The sequence below is a fragment of the Celeribacter sp. HF31 genome (genome assembly GCF_011806455.1).
In the GTDB taxonomy this organism is placed as follows: Bacteria; Pseudomonadota; Alphaproteobacteria; order Rhodobacterales; family Rhodobacteraceae; genus Celeribacter.
In genome coordinates, this window is record NZ_JAATOT010000004.1 from 471,799 (window position 1) to 486,842 (window position 15,044).

The 15,044-nt window shown below is 55.7% G+C and carries 12 protein-coding genes; 5 read left to right on the forward strand and 7 right to left on the reverse strand.

What is annotated here, in order from left to right; all coding sequences use genetic code 11:
* Nucleotides 1-79: 79 nt before the first annotated feature.
* The 5 genes from HCZ23_RS11335 to HCZ23_RS11355 are packed head-to-tail and all read left to right on the forward strand — an operon-like array spanning nt 80 to nt 7,308.
* Nucleotides 80-274, forward strand: coding sequence for a helix-turn-helix domain-containing protein (locus HCZ23_RS11335; protein WP_058239057.1), 195 nt, complete (start codon nt 80-82; stop codon nt 272-274).
* The gene (locus HCZ23_RS11340) at nt 271-1,818 is read left to right on the forward strand and encodes a type I restriction-modification system subunit M (protein ID WP_167601817.1); all 1,548 of its coding nucleotides are present in this window, start codon (nt 271-273) and stop codon (nt 1,816-1,818) included. Before HCZ23_RS11335 ends, HCZ23_RS11340 begins: the two co-directional genes overlap by 4 nt.
* Nucleotides 1,815-3,017 (forward strand): restriction endonuclease subunit S, encoded by a 1,203-nt coding sequence (locus HCZ23_RS11345; RefSeq protein WP_167601818.1) that lies wholly within the window; start codon nt 1,815-1,817, stop codon nt 3,015-3,017. Before HCZ23_RS11340 ends, HCZ23_RS11345 begins: the two co-directional genes overlap by 4 nt.
* Complete coding sequence (locus HCZ23_RS11350) at nt 3,018-4,214, forward strand: AAA family ATPase (protein ID WP_167601819.1); 1,197 nt, start codon at nt 3,018-3,020, stop codon at nt 4,212-4,214.
* The gene (locus HCZ23_RS11355; RefSeq protein ID WP_167601820.1) at nt 4,207-7,308 is read left to right on the forward strand and encodes a type I restriction endonuclease subunit R; all 3,102 of its coding nucleotides are present in this window, start codon (nt 4,207-4,209) and stop codon (nt 7,306-7,308) included. Before HCZ23_RS11350 ends, HCZ23_RS11355 begins: the two co-directional genes overlap by 8 nt.
* 245 nt (nt 7,309-7,553) lie before the next feature.
* Here HCZ23_RS11355 and HCZ23_RS11360 read toward each other — a convergent pair whose 3' ends face one another.
* From HCZ23_RS11360 to HCZ23_RS11395, 7 genes are all read right to left on the reverse strand, one after another.
* Nucleotides 7,554-7,910, reverse strand: a complete 357-nt coding sequence (locus tag HCZ23_RS11360) for a hypothetical protein (RefSeq protein ID WP_167601821.1) — start codon at nt 7,908-7,910, stop codon at nt 7,554-7,556.
* A gap of 84 nt (nt 7,911-7,994) precedes the next feature.
* A complete protein-coding gene (locus HCZ23_RS11365; RefSeq protein WP_167601822.1) occupies nt 7,995-8,150 on the reverse strand; it encodes a hypothetical protein in 156 nt (51 codons plus the stop codon).
* Nucleotides 8,151-8,394: 244 nt separating this feature from the next.
* Nucleotides 8,395-10,956 carry an FAD-dependent oxidoreductase gene (locus tag HCZ23_RS11375; RefSeq protein ID WP_167601823.1) on the reverse strand — a complete coding sequence of 854 codons (2,562 nt, stop codon included), beginning with the start codon at nt 10,954-10,956 and terminating at the stop codon, nt 8,395-8,397.
* Nucleotides 10,957-11,122: 166 nt separating this feature from the next.
* Nucleotides 11,123-12,010: a bifunctional methylenetetrahydrofolate dehydrogenase/methenyltetrahydrofolate cyclohydrolase FolD gene (gene folD, locus HCZ23_RS11380; RefSeq protein WP_167601824.1), complete on the reverse strand. Its 888-nt coding sequence runs from the start codon at nt 12,008-12,010 to the stop codon at nt 11,123-11,125.
* Between the two features lie 60 nt (nt 12,011-12,070).
* Nucleotides 12,071-12,928, reverse strand: a complete 858-nt coding sequence (purU, locus tag HCZ23_RS11385) for a formyltetrahydrofolate deformylase (protein WP_167601825.1) — start codon at nt 12,926-12,928, stop codon at nt 12,071-12,073.
* Between the two features lie 38 nt (nt 12,929-12,966).
* Nucleotides 12,967-13,899, reverse strand: a complete 933-nt coding sequence (locus HCZ23_RS11390) for an electron transfer flavoprotein subunit alpha/FixB family protein (RefSeq protein WP_167601826.1) — start codon at nt 13,897-13,899, stop codon at nt 12,967-12,969.
* A gap of 18 nt (nt 13,900-13,917) precedes the next feature.
* Nucleotides 13,918-14,667 (reverse strand): electron transfer flavoprotein subunit beta/FixA family protein, encoded by a 750-nt coding sequence (locus HCZ23_RS11395; protein WP_167601827.1) that lies wholly within the window; start codon nt 14,665-14,667, stop codon nt 13,918-13,920.
* Between the last annotated feature and the right edge of the window lie 377 nt (nt 14,668-15,044).

Here is a 15,044-nt window from a genome sequence, read left to right on the forward strand (position 1 = left end):
GATAGCATGAACCGCGCTTGCTGGCTCAATCATTACCCCCTAGTTTCAACCCATATCCCTCAGAGAGGACATTTTCGAAATGCCCAACGAAGACATTCTGACCGTGAAAGAGCTCGCTGAGTATCTCAAGATCGCTGAGAAAACGGCATATCGGTTCGCATCTGAGGGCAAGGTTCCCGGGTTTAAGGTGGGAAGCGCATGGCGATTTCGCAAAAGCGAGATCGACCGCTGGATTGCCGAGCAGGAACAAAAACAAGAAGGGGAGCAAAAATGACCGGGCAACAACAGGCTGAGGCATTGCGCCGAGAAATCTGGAGCATCGCAAATAGAGTGCGGGGTGCGGTCGATGGCTGGGACTTCAAGCAGTTCGTCTTGGGCGCGTTGTTCTATCGCTTCATCAGCGAGAACTTCACAAACTACATCGAAGGTGGTGACGACAGCATCGATTATGCTGGCATGTCGGACGCTGACATCCCCGATGAGGCCAAAGTCGATGCGATCAAGACCAAGGGCTACTTCATCTACCCCAGCCAACTCTTTCAAAACGTGGTGAAATCCGCGAGCAAGAACGACAGCCTGAACACTGACCTTGCCGAGATTTTTTCGGCGATTGAGGCTTCGGCCAGCGGCTATCCGTCCGAGCAGGACATCTATGGCCTCTTTGCTGATTTCGACACCACCAGCAACCGCCTGGGCAGCACGGTCAAACAGAAGAACGAAAGACTGGCTGAGGTCCTCAAGGGCGTTGCTGGCTTGCCGTTGAAGTTCGATGATAACGAAGGCGACTTGTTCGGCGACGCCTATGAGTTCTTGATCTCGAACTACGCGGCCAACGCGGGTAAATCCGGCGGTGAGTTCTTCACGCCGACCCACGTGTCCAAACTCATCGCCAAACTGGCCATGCACAAGCAGACCAGCGTCAACAAGATCTACGATCCGGCGGCGGGGTCTGGGTCGCTACTTTTGCAGGCCAAAGAAGAGTTTGAGAAGCACATAATCGAAGACGGCTTCTTCGGGCAGGAAATCAATTACACCACCTACAACCTCGCCCGCATGAACATGTTCCTGCACAACATCAACTACGACAAGTTCAACATCCAATACGGTAACACGCTCGAGGACCCGCACTTTCAGGATGACAAGCCCTTTGACGCCATCGTGTCGAACCCGCCCTATTCGGTGAAGTGGAAGGGTGCGGATGACCCGACGCTGATCAATGACGAACGCTTTGCGCCAGCTGGGGTTCTTGCCCCGAAGTCGAAGGCCGACTTTGCCTTTGTCCTTCACGCGCTGCACTACCTGTCGGCCAAGGGGCGGGCTGCGATCGTTTGCTTCCCTGGTATCTTCTACCGTGGCGGCGCAGAGCAGAAGATCCGCAAGTATCTGGTCGACAACAACTTCGTTGAAACGGTGATCGCTCTCGCGCCGAACCTGTTTTTCGGCACAACCATCGCGGTGAACATTCTGGTGCTGGCCAAGAACAAGACCGACACAGCCGTTCAGTTCATCGATGCGACCGAGGAGGATACCTTCTTCCGCAAAGGCACGAACAACAACTTCATGGAAGACCGGCACATTGCCGAGATCATGAAGATGTTCGACAGCAAAGAGAACGTGCCTCACGTGGCCGAAACCGTCCCCTACGACACGATTGTCGAGAAAGACTATAACCTGTCGGTCAGTGCCCATGTTGAACCCAAGGACACCCGCGAAACCGTCGACATAACCGAACTGAACGCCGATTTGAAAACCACTGTCGCCAAGATCGATCAGTTGCGCGCAGACATCGACGCCATCGTTGCGGAGATCGAGGCATGAGCAATCGGGGCTTTCTGGAAAGGCTGCTGAATGGGGCTGCGGTCGATTGGGTGCCAATCTCAGAGGTGACGTTACAGACCCGCAACATCAGATGGGGCGAGGTCGACGGACCCGTCCGCTACATCGATTTGACTTCGGTCGATATCAAGACGCGTACCATAACTGAAACGAAAGAAATCACAGCTGACACAGCGCCCAGTCGAGCGCAAAAACTTGTTGAAACCAACGATCTTATTTTCGCGACCACTCGACCTGCACAACAAAGATATTGCCTCATCGGCTCGGACTTTTCAGGGGAGGTGGCCAGTACTGGCTACTGCGTTCTGCGGGCGGATCAAACAGCGGTTCTACCAAAATGGCTGTTGCATTGGATTGGCTCTCGCGAATTCAAACAGTACGTTGAAGAGCATCAGAGCGGCGCGGCCTATCCAGCAATTTCGGACGGGAAGGTGAAGGCTTTTCAAATCCCCATCCCATGCCCTGAGGACCCAGAAAAATCGCTGGCGATCCAAGCGGAGATTGTTCGGATTTTGGACAGTTTCACCGAGCTGACAGCCGAGCTGACAGCCGAGCTGACAGCCGAGCTTAAGGCCCGTAAGCAGCAATACAACCACTATCGAGAGCAGGTACTGAGTTTTGAAGATGGTGACGTGGAATGGAAGACTTTGGGGGAACTTGTTAACACAATAAAGACTGGGAAATTGAATGCCAATGCAATGACGGAAGGCGGTCAATATCCATTTTTCACCTGCGACGCCAATCCTTTCAGAATTGATACCTTTGCGTTCGACACCGAAGCCATAATCGTATCAGGAAACGGCAGTCAAGTTGGGCACATCAATTACTACAAAGGGAAATTCAACGCGTACCAACGCACATATATTTTAGCCGACACAGCCGAGACGGTATCGATAGCGTTCTTGCTGACGTATCTCAAAGCGTATCTCAGGCCATATATCATGCAGCATTCAAAGAAGGGTTCCGTGCCATATATAACAATGCCCATGCTGCAGGGGTTCAAAGTTCCTGTCCCCTCTACTGAGGAGCAAGACCGCATCGTTGCTATCCTCGACAAGTTCGACACGTTGACCACATCGCTCAGTGAGGGCTTGCCGCGTGAGATCAAGTTGCGTCAGCAGCAATATGAATACTACCGCGACTTGCTCTTGAGCTTCCCCAAACCCGAGGAGGCCGCGTAAATGGGCCAGACCCTCGAGGAGATCGCACAACAGCTGCATGCAGCCGATAAGAAGGTGCAGTTGATCTACGCCTTCAACGGCACTGGCAAAACTCGGCTGTCCCGGGCCTTGAAGGACCTGATTGCTCCCAAGGCTGAAGACGGTCAGGAGGGCGAGCTCTCGCGGGAAAAAATACTGTATTACAATGCCTTCACTGAAGATCTGTTTTTTTGGAACAATGACCTGCAGGGTGACGGCGACGCCAAGTTGGTGATCCAGCCGAACACGTTCACTGAATGGATCTTGGTCGAGCAAGGGCAAGAGCCAAATATCACCAGGAACTTTCAGCGATACGCCAATGACAAGCTGACACCCACGTTCAACCAAGAATATACCGTTCAAACCAAGGATGAGCTCGGGCAAGACAAAGAGGTCGTGATCAAGGCCTTCTCTGAAGTCACATTTTCGGTCGAAGCCGGTGGGGACGAGGAAATCGGCAACTTCAAGATATCCAAGGGCGAAGAAAGCAATTTCATCTGGAGCATATTTTTCACCCTCCTTGAAGAAGTGGTCTCGGTTCTGAGCATTGCAGAGGTCGGCGATCGACCAACGGATCAGTTCAATGGGCTGCAGTACGTTTTTGTTGATGACCCGGTCAGCTCGCTTGATGAAAACCACCTGATCGAATTGGCGGTGAACCTGGCGGACCTGATCACGGCTGCACCGCCGCAGCTGAAATTCGTGATCACCACCCATAGCCCTCTGTTCTACAACGTTTTGCACAACGAGCTTGATCTAAAGAAGCAGGGCAAAAAGGAAGGGTGCTATCTGCTTGAGCGGTTGGAAGATGGGAGCTTCAATCTGAATGTCAAATACGGCGATGCGAACAAGAGTTTTTCCTATCATTTGCATTTGAAGAAGGTGTTGGAAGAGGCGATCGCTAGCAACGCTGTCGAGCGATACCATTTTACGCTGCTTCGGAACCTCTATGAGAAAACGGCTGGGTTCCTGGGCTACGCAAGGTGGAGCGATCTGCTCGACACGGTGGAAGGCAGTAAAGACGCCTATGTGCGGGCAATCAACACTTTCACGCACTCGGCGCTTTCGAATGAGCAGGTCAGGGATCCTTCACCTGCAGAGAAAAACACCGTGAAGCTCTTATTGGAAAATCTGGTTAATAATTACGCCTATTGGCAACAGGATGAACAAAATGGTTGAGAAGACGAAAACCATCGCTGAAACGAAGAATTTCATCGTCCTCGACAAGTACACCAAGGAGTGGGATGCCGCCGATCGCTACCAGAGCGAAGATGATCTGGAACGCGAATTGGTGCAGGATCTGATCAATCAGGGCTATGAGTTCCTGCCTGGTCTCACGACCCCAGATGCCATGCTTGCCAATGTCCGGGTGCAGCTGGAACGGCTGAACAACGTCACGTTTTCAGATGATGAATGGAAGCGTTTTGTCGAGACCTACCTCGACAAGCCAAGCGACAACATCGTCGACAAAACCCGCAAAATCCACGACGACTACATCCATGACTTCGTCTTTGACGACGGGCGCATCCAGAACATCTACCTCGTCGATAAGAAGAACATGGCCCGCAACAAGCTGCAGGTGATCAAGCAGTTCGAGCAGGTCGGCACGCACGCTAATCGCTACGACGTGACGATCCTGGTCAACGGTTTGCCATTGGTGCAGATCGAGCTGAAGAAGCGCGGCGTGGCGATCCGGGAGGCCTTCAACCAGATTCACCGCTACAGCAAGGAAAGCTTCAACAGCGAGCATTCCCTGTTCAAGTTTCTGCAGCTCTTCGTGATTTCGAATGGCACCGACACCCGGTATTTCGCCAACACGACCAAGCGTAACAAGAACAGCTTCGACTTCACCATGAACTGGGCGAAGTCCGACAATGAGCTGATCAAAGATCTCAAGGATTTCACCGCAACTTTCCTTCAGAAGCGTACGCTGCTGAACGTTCTGTTGCAGTATTCGGTTTTCGATGTCAGCGACACGTTGCTGATCATGCGTCCTTACCAGATTGCAGCGACTGAGCGCATCCTGTGGAAGATCAAAAGCTCATATGAGGCCAAAAACTGGAGAAAGCCTGAGAGCGGTGGTTTCATTTGGCACACCACAGGCTCCGGCAAAACGCTGACGAGTTTCAAGGCGGCGCGGTTGGCAACCGAGTTGGATTTCATCGACAAAGTCTTCTTCGTCGTGGACCGCAAGGACCTCGACTACCAGACCATGAAGGAATACCAGAGGTTTTCCCCTGATAGTGTCAATGGGTCCGACAGCACGGCCGGGTTGAAGCGCAACTTGGGCAAGGACGATAACAAAATCATCGTCACGACGATTCAAAAGCTGAACAACCTGATGAAGTCAGAGGGTGACCTGTCGGTATATGAACAGCAGGTGGTTTTCATTTTCGATGAATGCCACCGTAGCCAGTTCGGTGAGGCACAGAAGAATCTGAAGAAGAAGTTCAAACGGTTTTACCAGTTTGGCTTCACAGGAACGCCAATCTTTCCTGAGAATGCGCTTGGGGCTGAAACGACCGCGGGCGTGTTTGGGCGCGAGCTACATTCCTATGTAATCACCGATGCCATTCGCGACGAAAAGGTTCTGAAGTTCAAGGTCGACTACAACGATGTGCGTCCCCAGTTTAAAGCCATCGAGACAGAGCAAGATGAAAAGAAGCTCAGCGCGGCCGAAAACAAGCAAGCGCTACTTCATCCAGAACGTATTCGGGAAGTCTCTCAGTATATACTAAACAACTTCCGTCAAAAAACCCACCGGATGCAAGTAGGCAGCAGTGGGTTCAATGCCATGTTTGCTGTCAGCAGTGTGGATGCCGCGAAGCTCTACTATGAGACCTTGAACGCTCTGCAGGCGGGCAGTGAAAAGCCGCTGAAGATCGCGACGATCTTCTCGTTTGCGGCCAACGAACAGCAAGATGCGATCGGTGACATTCAGGACGAGAGCTTCGATGTGTCAGCGATGAATAGCAGCGCGAAGGAGTTTCTGGGCGCCGCAGTCAAAGACTACAATTCCTTTTTCAAAACGAATTATAGTGTCGATAGCAGTGGCTTTCAAAACTACTACCGCGATCTTGCCAGCCGGGTTCGCTCGAAAGAAATCGACTTGCTTATTGTCGTCGGCATGTTCCTTACAGGCTTTGACGCGCCAACGCTTAACACCTTGTTTGTCGACAAAAATCTTCGCTTTCATGGCTTGATGCAAGCGTTTTCCAGAACTAACCGGATTTACGATGCGACCAAAACGTTCGGCAATATCGTGGCGTTCAGGGATCTTGAGCAAGCAACCGTTGATGCGATCACGCTGTTCGGTGACAAGAACACAAAGAACGTCGTGCTTGAGAAGAGCTACGACGAGTACATGAACGGTTTCGTTGATCAAGAAACCGGTACGGCACGGCGCGGGTTCATTGATGTTGTGAAGGAGCTGACCGAGCGTTTTCCAAAGCCTGACGAGATTGTCATAGAAGCAGATAAGAAAGATTTCGCGAAGCTCTTTGGTGAGTATCTGAGAGTTGAGAATGTGCTCAGAAATTACGACGAGTTTTCAGCATTGAAAGCCTATCAGGGGCTAGATTTAGCAGATGCCGCTGCCGTTGAGGAGTTCAAGCAAAAGCACTATTTGCGCAACGAGGACCTACGCGACCTGGAGGCGATAGAACTGCCTTCAGACCGAGCAGTTCAAGACTATAGATCAACATACAACGACATTCGCGATTGGCTGCGCCGGGAAAAGTCTTCGGCTGAGCAAGAACAAGGCAATATCGAGTGGGATGATGTTGTTTTCGAAGTGGATCTTCTGAAATCGCAGGAGATCAACCTCGACTACATCCTCGAGCTCATCTTTGAGAAAAACAAAAAGGTGAAGAGCAAAGGGGATCTGATTGAGGATGCACGCCGCGTCATTCGCGGTAGCCTTGGCAATCGAGCCAAGGAGAGCCTGATCGTGGACTTCATCAACCAGACTGACCTTGATCAGATCGATGACAAGGCCGGTGTGATCGATGCATTTTTCTCTTTTGCCCAAGCAGAGCAACGCAAGGAAGTGGAAGAGCTTATCAGATCGGAAGATCTAAATTCTGATGCAGCAAGGCGCTATATTTCCGCTTCCATAAAACGCGAATTTGCAAGTGAAAACGGTGCCGACCTCAATGCCATACTTCCCAAAATGAGCCCATTAAATCCGCAGTTTCGGACCAAAAAGACGACCGTCTTCGAGAAGATTGCCGCCTTTGTCGAAAAATTCAAAGGTGTTGGTGGGCGGCTCTAGCGCACGTGTCGGCGATGACTAGGAGGGTTTTCGCTTCTACTTGCTATTCGTAGTGGGTCTGTTTAAGCCCCTGCGCGGGCTCCGATGCAAAGCCCTATTGTGGTTTAGAGTGAGCGAAAGTGAGACGAGGGCGCATCGGACTTCCAGTCCACTTTGAGTGGAAAAGCCTCAATTTCTGATCTTGAGTGGTATTTTATGTGGTATAAAATCCAGATAAATTCAATAAGTACAAAAAAGACAAATAGTTAAAGATTTAATGTGGCGGACTTCGTCTCCGCCATTTTGCAATCCGGCATGGATTCTCCCCGTAATACTTTGAACAGAAACGAAACCTCCGGGGTTCGAAACCCCTCAGTCCGGCAGTAGGCCAAGCGGTCTGCAAAGGCCAGTCTGAGCACGAGTCGTTGTAGGTCGAAGCGACCTGTTTCCCAGACTTTCCAAAGGCTTGCGGGAAGCCGGATCGCGAGTTCGAACATTTGCTCGAAGGTTGCTTTCGGCTTGCCTGTTTGCTCCGCCTTTTCGGCTAGCAGTAGCTTTTCCTGTTCGATCTGCCCGATCTTCTTCTCATACGCCTTGATGACTGTGCTGGTGTCCGCCTCCATCAAGCGGGAGAGCAGCGATTCGACCTGCGCATTCAGTTCCTTGATCTTCTGAGCATAGAGCGCCGCGTTTTCGCGGGCGCGGTCCTAGCGATCATTCCAAGCGGCACTGAACATGCGCTTGGCAATTGAGAGTTTCGCAGGTGACGGAGTGATGTCATTGAGCAGAACGGCGAACTCGCCTTCGATCACATCGCGGCGAATGGATTTGCGGTAGGAGGAACAGCCCTTGTGGAAGCACATATAATAAGGATGCTTCTTGCCCGTCTTGCTCTTCGACCAGCAGGAGGTCAGCGGGTGAGGTGCGCAAATCTTTCCCTCTGGCGGTGGTGCTGCATGCCATTGCGGGCAATGTGCTTTTTACCCTCGGGATGGGTGTGTTTTTCTATTCCGGGAATGTCGTCCGGCCCTTCTGAAGCGCGGAGATTCAGGCATAGAAAAAGGGGCGCCTAAAGCGCCCCTTTTATGTGACCGGAAACGGCGTGCCTTAGCTGCGCGGTTTGGAGTTTTCCGGATCGTAAAGCGGCGCGTAGCCGACACCTGCGACCTCGACCGGGTAGGTCTCGTCGAGATAGGTGACGTGGAGCGTCCGACCCACTTCACAATACTCTTTCGGCAGGTAAGCCAGAGCGATGTTCTTGCCCACGCTCGGACCGTAAGCCACCGAAGAGGTGAACGAACGACGGCCAAGCTCGTCGATCAGAACCTCACCGGTTTCCGGGTCCATCACCGGCATGGTGGTGTTCGGGTAGCGCTTCACACCGTTTTTGTCCGTGTGCTCGAGCATCACCAGCGTGCAGAGCATCGCCGGTTGCTGTTCGCGGGCACGGTATTCGAGATGCTTCTCTTTGCCCACGAAGTCCGCCTCTTTCACTTTCGGGCGCGACAGGTCGGCCTCGTAGAGGTTGTACATCGTGTTCAGATCGGCGTTCTGCAGGCGCAGGGATTTCTCCAGACGACGGGAGTTGGCATAGGTTTCAACACCCACGGCCATCACGCCGACACCACGCAGCGCGTCCCAAACGGCCAGACCGTCCTCGTAGCGCATGTGAAGTTCCCAACCCTGTTCCCCCACGTAGGAGATGCGGAAGGCGGAGACTTTCTTGCCTGCGATCTCGATCGTTTTGATCGCCGCGAAGGGGAAGTTCTCGATGTCCAGCATGTCCGGATCGGCGACAACCTTTTTCAGGTTCTCACGCGCATTCGGACCCCAGATGCCGATGGTGGTGAAGTCCTCGGTCGTCTCGGTGATGGTCACGTCGAGACCGCGGTCTTCGGCCATACGCTTCATGTACATGAGATCGCGCGGACCGGCGTCGGCCCCGTTCACGAGGCGGCAACGGTCTTCCATGCGGAACACCGTAAAGTCGGCGCGGACCATGCCCTCGGAATCGAGCATATGGGTGTAAATCCCCTTGCCGATGTTGTTGTCGCCCCCGATTTTCGCGGCGCAGAGGTATTCCATCAGCTCGACATGATCGGGACCCGAAATGTCGGTCATGTGGAAGTGCGACAGGTTGATGATGCCGCAATCGGCGGACATCTCAAGCTGTTCGGCGTTGGAGACGCGCCAGAAGTGACGGTTGTCCCATTCGGCCTCACGCACAGGCACCTGATCGGCGTATTTCTCAAGAAGATGCTCGTTGGCCGCGTAGCCGTGGGCCCGTTCCCAGCCGCCAAGCTCCATGAAGTAGCCACCCAGTTCAACCTCGCGCTCGTAGAAGGGCGACCGACGCACGCCGCGACCGTTGGCGAAGGGCTCGCGCGGGTGAACCGGCGGGTTGTAGATCTTGGCAGCGGTTTCTTCGCAACGGCCCCAGATCCAGTCTTCGGTGAGCTGGTAGTCGCTGAAACGGGCGTAATCGATGCCGTTGTGGTCCACATCGGTGCGGCCTTTGGTCATCCAGTCGGCGATGAGCTTGCCCATGCCGGGGCCGTCTTTGACCCAGATCGCGACGGCATACCACAACCCACGCAGCTTGCGGCTTTCACCCATGGACGGGCCGCCATCGGTGGTGGTTTGCAATAGACCGTTGAAGGAGTGACCTTCGTTAAACCCAAGCTCGGCCAGGATCGGCGTCAGCTCCATGGCTTTTTCAAGCGGCTCGATCACGTCCTCCAAACTCAAATCGCGCATGGACGGACCCATGCGGGCCTCTTCTTTCTCGAGAATGTCGCGCGGGTGAACCATGCGCACGTCTTTCTCGTAGTAGTAGCCCCATTCCATCTGGCCACCCTCGGTGGTGGATGGGTCGCCGGTGTCGCGCATATAGGCGGAGTTGCCCTGATCGCGCAGAAGCGGACGACCAATCTCGAGGCCGGTGCCCGCGAATTCATCATAGGGCCCGAAGAAGGTCAGCGGGTGGTCGACCGGCATCACGGGGAGGTCTTCGCCCGCCATTTCGGCAATCAAACGGCCCCAAAGACCGGCACAGACCACAACGTAATCGGCCATGATCGTGCCACGGTGGGTTTTCACACCGGTGACGCGACCGTTCTCGGTCAAAAGTTCCAGAGCGGGGGTATTGGCGAAAACCTTGAGCTTGCCGGATTTCTCGGCAGCGTCGATCAATTCGCCTGCAACGGCTTGCGAACGCGGCACAACGAGACCGGCATCCGGGTCCCACATGGCGCATTCGATCTCGTCTTCTTCGAGAAGCGGGAATTTCTCTTTGGCTTCGGCCGCCGTGATCATCTTCACGTTGGAGCCAAAGGCACGACCGGAGTCACAGCGGCGCTTCAGCTCGGTCAGACGGTCCTCGTCGCCTTTGCGGCACACTTCGATGCCGCCGATGCGGGAGTAGCGGCCCATCTTCTCGTAGAAATCCATCGAGTACATGGTGCTCCAGGTGCTCAACAGATCGTGGCTGGTGGCAAAGCAAAAGTCCGACGCGTGGCCGGTGGAGCCGATGTCGGTGGGGACGGCGGATTTGTCGATGCCGACAATATCATCCCAGCCGTTTTCGATGAGGTGATGCGCCACGGAGGCGCCGACGATGCCGCCGAGACCGACGATGACGACTTTGGCCCTGTTGGGGAACGAAGACATATCTCTCAATCCTTCTTTTCGAGGTGCTTGTCTGTGGATGGCGCGGGGAGGGCGCGCCGGGATCTACGGGGGAAACGGTCGGCCCCGAAACCGACGACAGCCGCGCGGAGGAAATCTCCCCCCGCGCGGCCAAAATCTGTGCCGTAAGCTATATCACGGCGTGGTGTCATGCACCCAGCTCCGGCACATCATAGTCTTTTCTGCGGTAGGCCGCGATCAGCGTGTTGTGCATGAGCGTCATGATGGTCATCGGCCCGACCCCGCCGGGCACCGGCGTGATGGCGCGGGCGCGGGTCGCGGCGGAGCCGAAATCGACATCGCCCACGAGGTGCTTTTCGCCGTCGCGGATGACGCGGCTGGTGCCCACGTCGATCACGGTGGCGCCCGGCTTGATCCATTCGCCCTTGATCATTTCGGCCTGACCGACAGCGGCCACGACGATATCCGCCTTGCCGACTTTCTCCGGCAGATCCGCCGTGCGCGAATGCGCCATGGTGACGGTGCAGTTCTCAGCCAGAAGAAGCTGTGCCATCGGTTTGCCGACCAAAATCGACCGGCCCACGACAATGGCGTCGAGACCCGACAGAGACCCGAGCTGGTCCTTCAAAAGCATCAGACAGCCTAGCGGTGTGCAAGACACCAGACCGGGAAGGCCGGAAGCCAGATAGCCAGCGCTGAGCGGGTGCAGACCGTCGACATCTTTCGCGGGATCGATGGCTTCGATCACTTGGAGGCTGTCGAGGTGACGGGGCAGGGGCAGTTGCACGAGGATGCCGTCCACGGTCTCGTCGGCATTGAGTTGCGCGACAAGCTCCATGAGGGTTTCTTGCGTCGTGTCTTCGGGCAGCGTGTGCTCAAAGCTCTCCATGCCCAGCTTGCGGGCCATGCGGCCTTTCGAGCGGACATAGATTTCGCTGGCCGGGTCCGACCCCACCAGCACCACGGCCAGACCGGGCGCGCGGCCCGATTTTTCGGTGAAAACGGCGGCTTTTTCGGCGATGCGATCCCCAAGCCCGGCTGCAAAGGCCTTTCCGTCGATGATTTGTGCGGTCATGAACGCACCTCCTTAGAAAAAGCGAAAAGGGGACCGGCTGGACCCCTTCCGGACAGGGAATTACGGCGTGAAGACGACGGTGCGGTGGTCGTTCAACATGACGCGGCCTTCGAGGTGGTATTTCACTGCACGGGCCAAGACGCGGGACTCGATGTCGCGACCGGTGGCCACGAAATCCTCGGCGGACATGGTGTGGGTGACGCGCTCGGTTTCCTGCTCGATGATCGGGCCCTCGTCGAGATCCGGCGTCACATAATGCGCGGTCGCCCCGATGAGTTTCACGCCGCGGTCGTAAGCCTGATGATAGGGCTTCGCGCCTTTGAAGCTTGGCAGGAAGGAGTGGTGGATGTTGATGATCATGCCGAAAAGCTGGGTCGACAGCTCGTTGGAGATCACCTGCATGTAACGGGCGAGGATCACCAGCTCGGCACCGGTTTCCTGAACCAGAGCGGCAAGTTTCTCTTCCTGCTCGGCTTTGTTTTCCTTGTTCACCGGCCAGCAGTGGAACGGGATGCCTTCCTGATCGGCGACTTTGCGGGCGTCTTCGTGGTTCGACACGATGGCCACCACTTCGGCGTCGAGCCAGCCGGTTTTGATCTGGTAGAGAAGGTGCAACATGGCGTGGTCGAATTTCGACACCATGATGATGATCTTCGGCTTGCGGGTCTCGTCCGCGATCTTGAGGTTCAGATTGAACCGATCGACGGAGGGTTTCAGAGCCAGTTCGATGGCATCGCGCTCGATGGTCTCGGGGAAGAGGCAGGACATGCGCAGGAAGAACTTGTTCGTCTTGCGGTCCCAGAACTGGTTGGATTCGGCGATGTTCGCGCCACGCGACGCCATGGCGGTGGTGACGGCGGAGACGATGCCCGGCTGGTCGTCACAGGCGATGCGCAGGGTGTAGGAATTGGAGCTCATTGGATTGGTTCCGTTCATAAATGTCTGATGGGTGAGCGTCAGAGTTGACGCTCAAGCTCAGGCACGATCTCGAAGAGATCGCCAACGATGCCGTAATCGGCGACCTGGAAGATCGGCGCATCCTCATCGGTGTTGATGGCCACGATGATTTTGCTGTCCTTCATCCCGGCAAGGTGCTGGATCGCCCCGGAGATGCCGCAGGCGATGTAGAGATCCGGCGCCACGACTTTGCCGGTCTGACCGACCTGAAGATCGTTGGCGGCATAGCCCGCATCCACGGCCGCACGCGACGCGCCAATGGCGGCGCCGAGTTTGTCGGCCAGGGGCGTGATGACCTCGTTGAACTTCTCGTCGGAGCCGAGCGCACGGCCGCCGGAGACGATGATTTTCGCGGAGTTCAGTTCCGGGCGGTCGCTCTCGGACAGGATGTTCTGCACAAAGCTGGACAGATCGCTGCCCTCAGAGGGCGCATCCACGGAAGAGACGGCGGCGGAGCCACCTTCGCCCGCGGCGGCAAACCCGGCGGTGCGGACGGTCAGGACCTTGGTCGCGTCGGTCGCCTGCACCACTTCGATGGCATTGCCCGCGTAGATCGGACGTTTGAAGGTGTCGGCGGAGACCACTTCGATCACCTCGGAGACCTGCATCACGTCCAGAAGGGCAGCGACGCGCGGCAGCACGTTTTTGCCGGTCGTGGTGGCAGGCGCCAGAATGGTGTCATAGTCGCCCGCGAGCGAGACGATCAGGGCTGCGGAAGCTTCGGCGAGACGCTCGGCCAGCGCATCGCTTTCAGCGACGAGCACCTTGCGCACACCGGCCAGTTTGGCGGCGGCGTCGGCTGCGGCAGAGGCGTCCTTGCCCGCGATCAGGATGTCGACGTCGCCGCCGATTTGAGACGCTGCGGTCAGAGCTTTGGCGGTCTGGTCCGACAGGGTCGCGTTGTCATGTTCTGCAAAAAGAAGAATAGCCATGTGTTCAGGTCCCTACGTTCAGATCACGCCAGCTTCGTTTTTGAGCTTTTCGATCAGCTCGGCGGGGGAGGCGACTTTGATCCCGGCCTCACGCTGTGCGGGCTCTTCGACACGCAACACGTTCAGGCGGTTCTCGACCGTCACGCCGTAATCGGCGGGGGTCTTTTGATCGAGCGGCTTTTTCTTGGCCTTCATGATGTTCGGCAAAGAGGCATAGCGCGGCTCGTTGAGACGCAGATCGGCGGTGACCACGGCGGGGAGTTTGATCTCGATGGCTTGCAAACCGCCGTCCACCTCACGGGTGACTTTCGCGGAGCCGTCGCCAAGGTCAACCTCGGAGGCAAAGGTGCCCTGCGACCAGCCCAAGAGCGCGGAGAGCATCTGGCCGGTCTGGTTGGCGTCGTCGTCGATGGCCTGTTTGCCGAGGATCACGAGACCGGCCTCTTCCTCGGTGGCAACGCCTTTGAGGAGCTTGGCAACGGTCAGCGGCTCGGTGGTGCCGTCAACGGTGATGAGAATGGCACGGTCGGCGCCCATGGCGAGCGCGGTGCGCAGAACGTCTTGCGCCTGTGCGGGGCCTACGGAAACGGCGATGACCTCATCGGCCTTGCCCGCTTCTTTCAGGCGCACGGCTTCTTCGACGGCGATCTCGTCGAAGGGGTTCATGGACATTTTGACGTTGGCGAGTTCGACACCGGAATTGTCCGCTTTGACACGGATTTTCACGTTGTAATCGACCACCCGCTTTACAGGAACGAGTACTTTCATTTTTCCCTCTCTGTCGGCCCGAATGGTGAGGTTTCGGGCGCGGGCCCCGGTGCGAGGCCTTTGCATTATTTCCAAGATAAGGGAGCAAGGTGCCGTAGCGATGCCCCCGGTGGCGTTCCCGGTCCAGCCAGGTTTACCTTCACAAATCCGATGCCGGGCGAGGGATGAAACAGAGAGGCTAAGCGGGGCGCGCGAACGTGCGACGGGCCATGAAAGATGGCGGTTCGTGATCCCTGACCTCTCGGAGTTTTCGTCGGTCTCCCGACTCGCGTCCTCGTCATGACGACCGGATTTCTGATCGTGCTGGGCAATATGACGACTTTTGCGTCGAAAAATAGAATGATTGCGTCAATCGAAGATTATCGCTACGACAGGAA

What these genes read in the sequence shown, in the direction of transcription:
- HCZ23_RS11335 (WP_058239057.1), top strand. Translation starts at nt 80, where the DNA reads ATGCCCAACGAAGACATTCTGACCGTGAAAGAGCTCGCTGAGTATCTC.
- HCZ23_RS11340 (WP_167601817.1), top strand. Translation starts at nt 271, where the DNA reads ATGACCGGGCAACAACAGGCTGAGGCATTGCGCCGAGAAATCTGGAGC.
- HCZ23_RS11345 (WP_167601818.1), top strand. Translation starts at nt 1,815, where the DNA reads ATGAGCAATCGGGGCTTTCTGGAAAGGCTGCTGAATGGGGCTGCGGTC.
- HCZ23_RS11350 (WP_167601819.1), top strand. Translation starts at nt 3,018, where the DNA reads ATGGGCCAGACCCTCGAGGAGATCGCACAACAGCTGCATGCAGCCGAT.
- HCZ23_RS11355 (WP_167601820.1), top strand. Translation starts at nt 4,207, where the DNA reads ATGGTTGAGAAGACGAAAACCATCGCTGAAACGAAGAATTTCATCGTC.
- HCZ23_RS11360 (WP_167601821.1), bottom strand. Translation starts at nt 7,910, where the DNA reads ATGGAGGCGGACACCAGCACAGTCATCAAGGCGTATGAGAAGAAGATC.
- HCZ23_RS11365 (WP_167601822.1), bottom strand. Translation starts at nt 8,150, where the DNA reads ATGTGCTTCCACAAGGGCTGTTCCTCCTACCGCAAATCCATTCGCCGC.
- HCZ23_RS11375 (WP_167601823.1), bottom strand. Translation starts at nt 10,956, where the DNA reads ATGTCTTCGTTCCCCAACAGGGCCAAAGTCGTCATCGTCGGTCTCGGC.
- folD (WP_167601824.1), bottom strand. Translation starts at nt 12,010, where the DNA reads ATGACCGCACAAATCATCGACGGAAAGGCCTTTGCAGCCGGGCTTGGG.
- purU (WP_167601825.1), bottom strand. Translation starts at nt 12,928, where the DNA reads ATGAGCTCCAATTCCTACACCCTGCGCATCGCCTGTGACGACCAGCCG.
- HCZ23_RS11390 (WP_167601826.1), bottom strand. Translation starts at nt 13,899, where the DNA reads ATGGCTATTCTTCTTTTTGCAGAACATGACAACGCGACCCTGTCGGAC.
- HCZ23_RS11395 (WP_167601827.1), bottom strand. Translation starts at nt 14,667, where the DNA reads ATGAAAGTACTCGTTCCTGTAAAGCGGGTGGTCGATTACAACGTGAAA.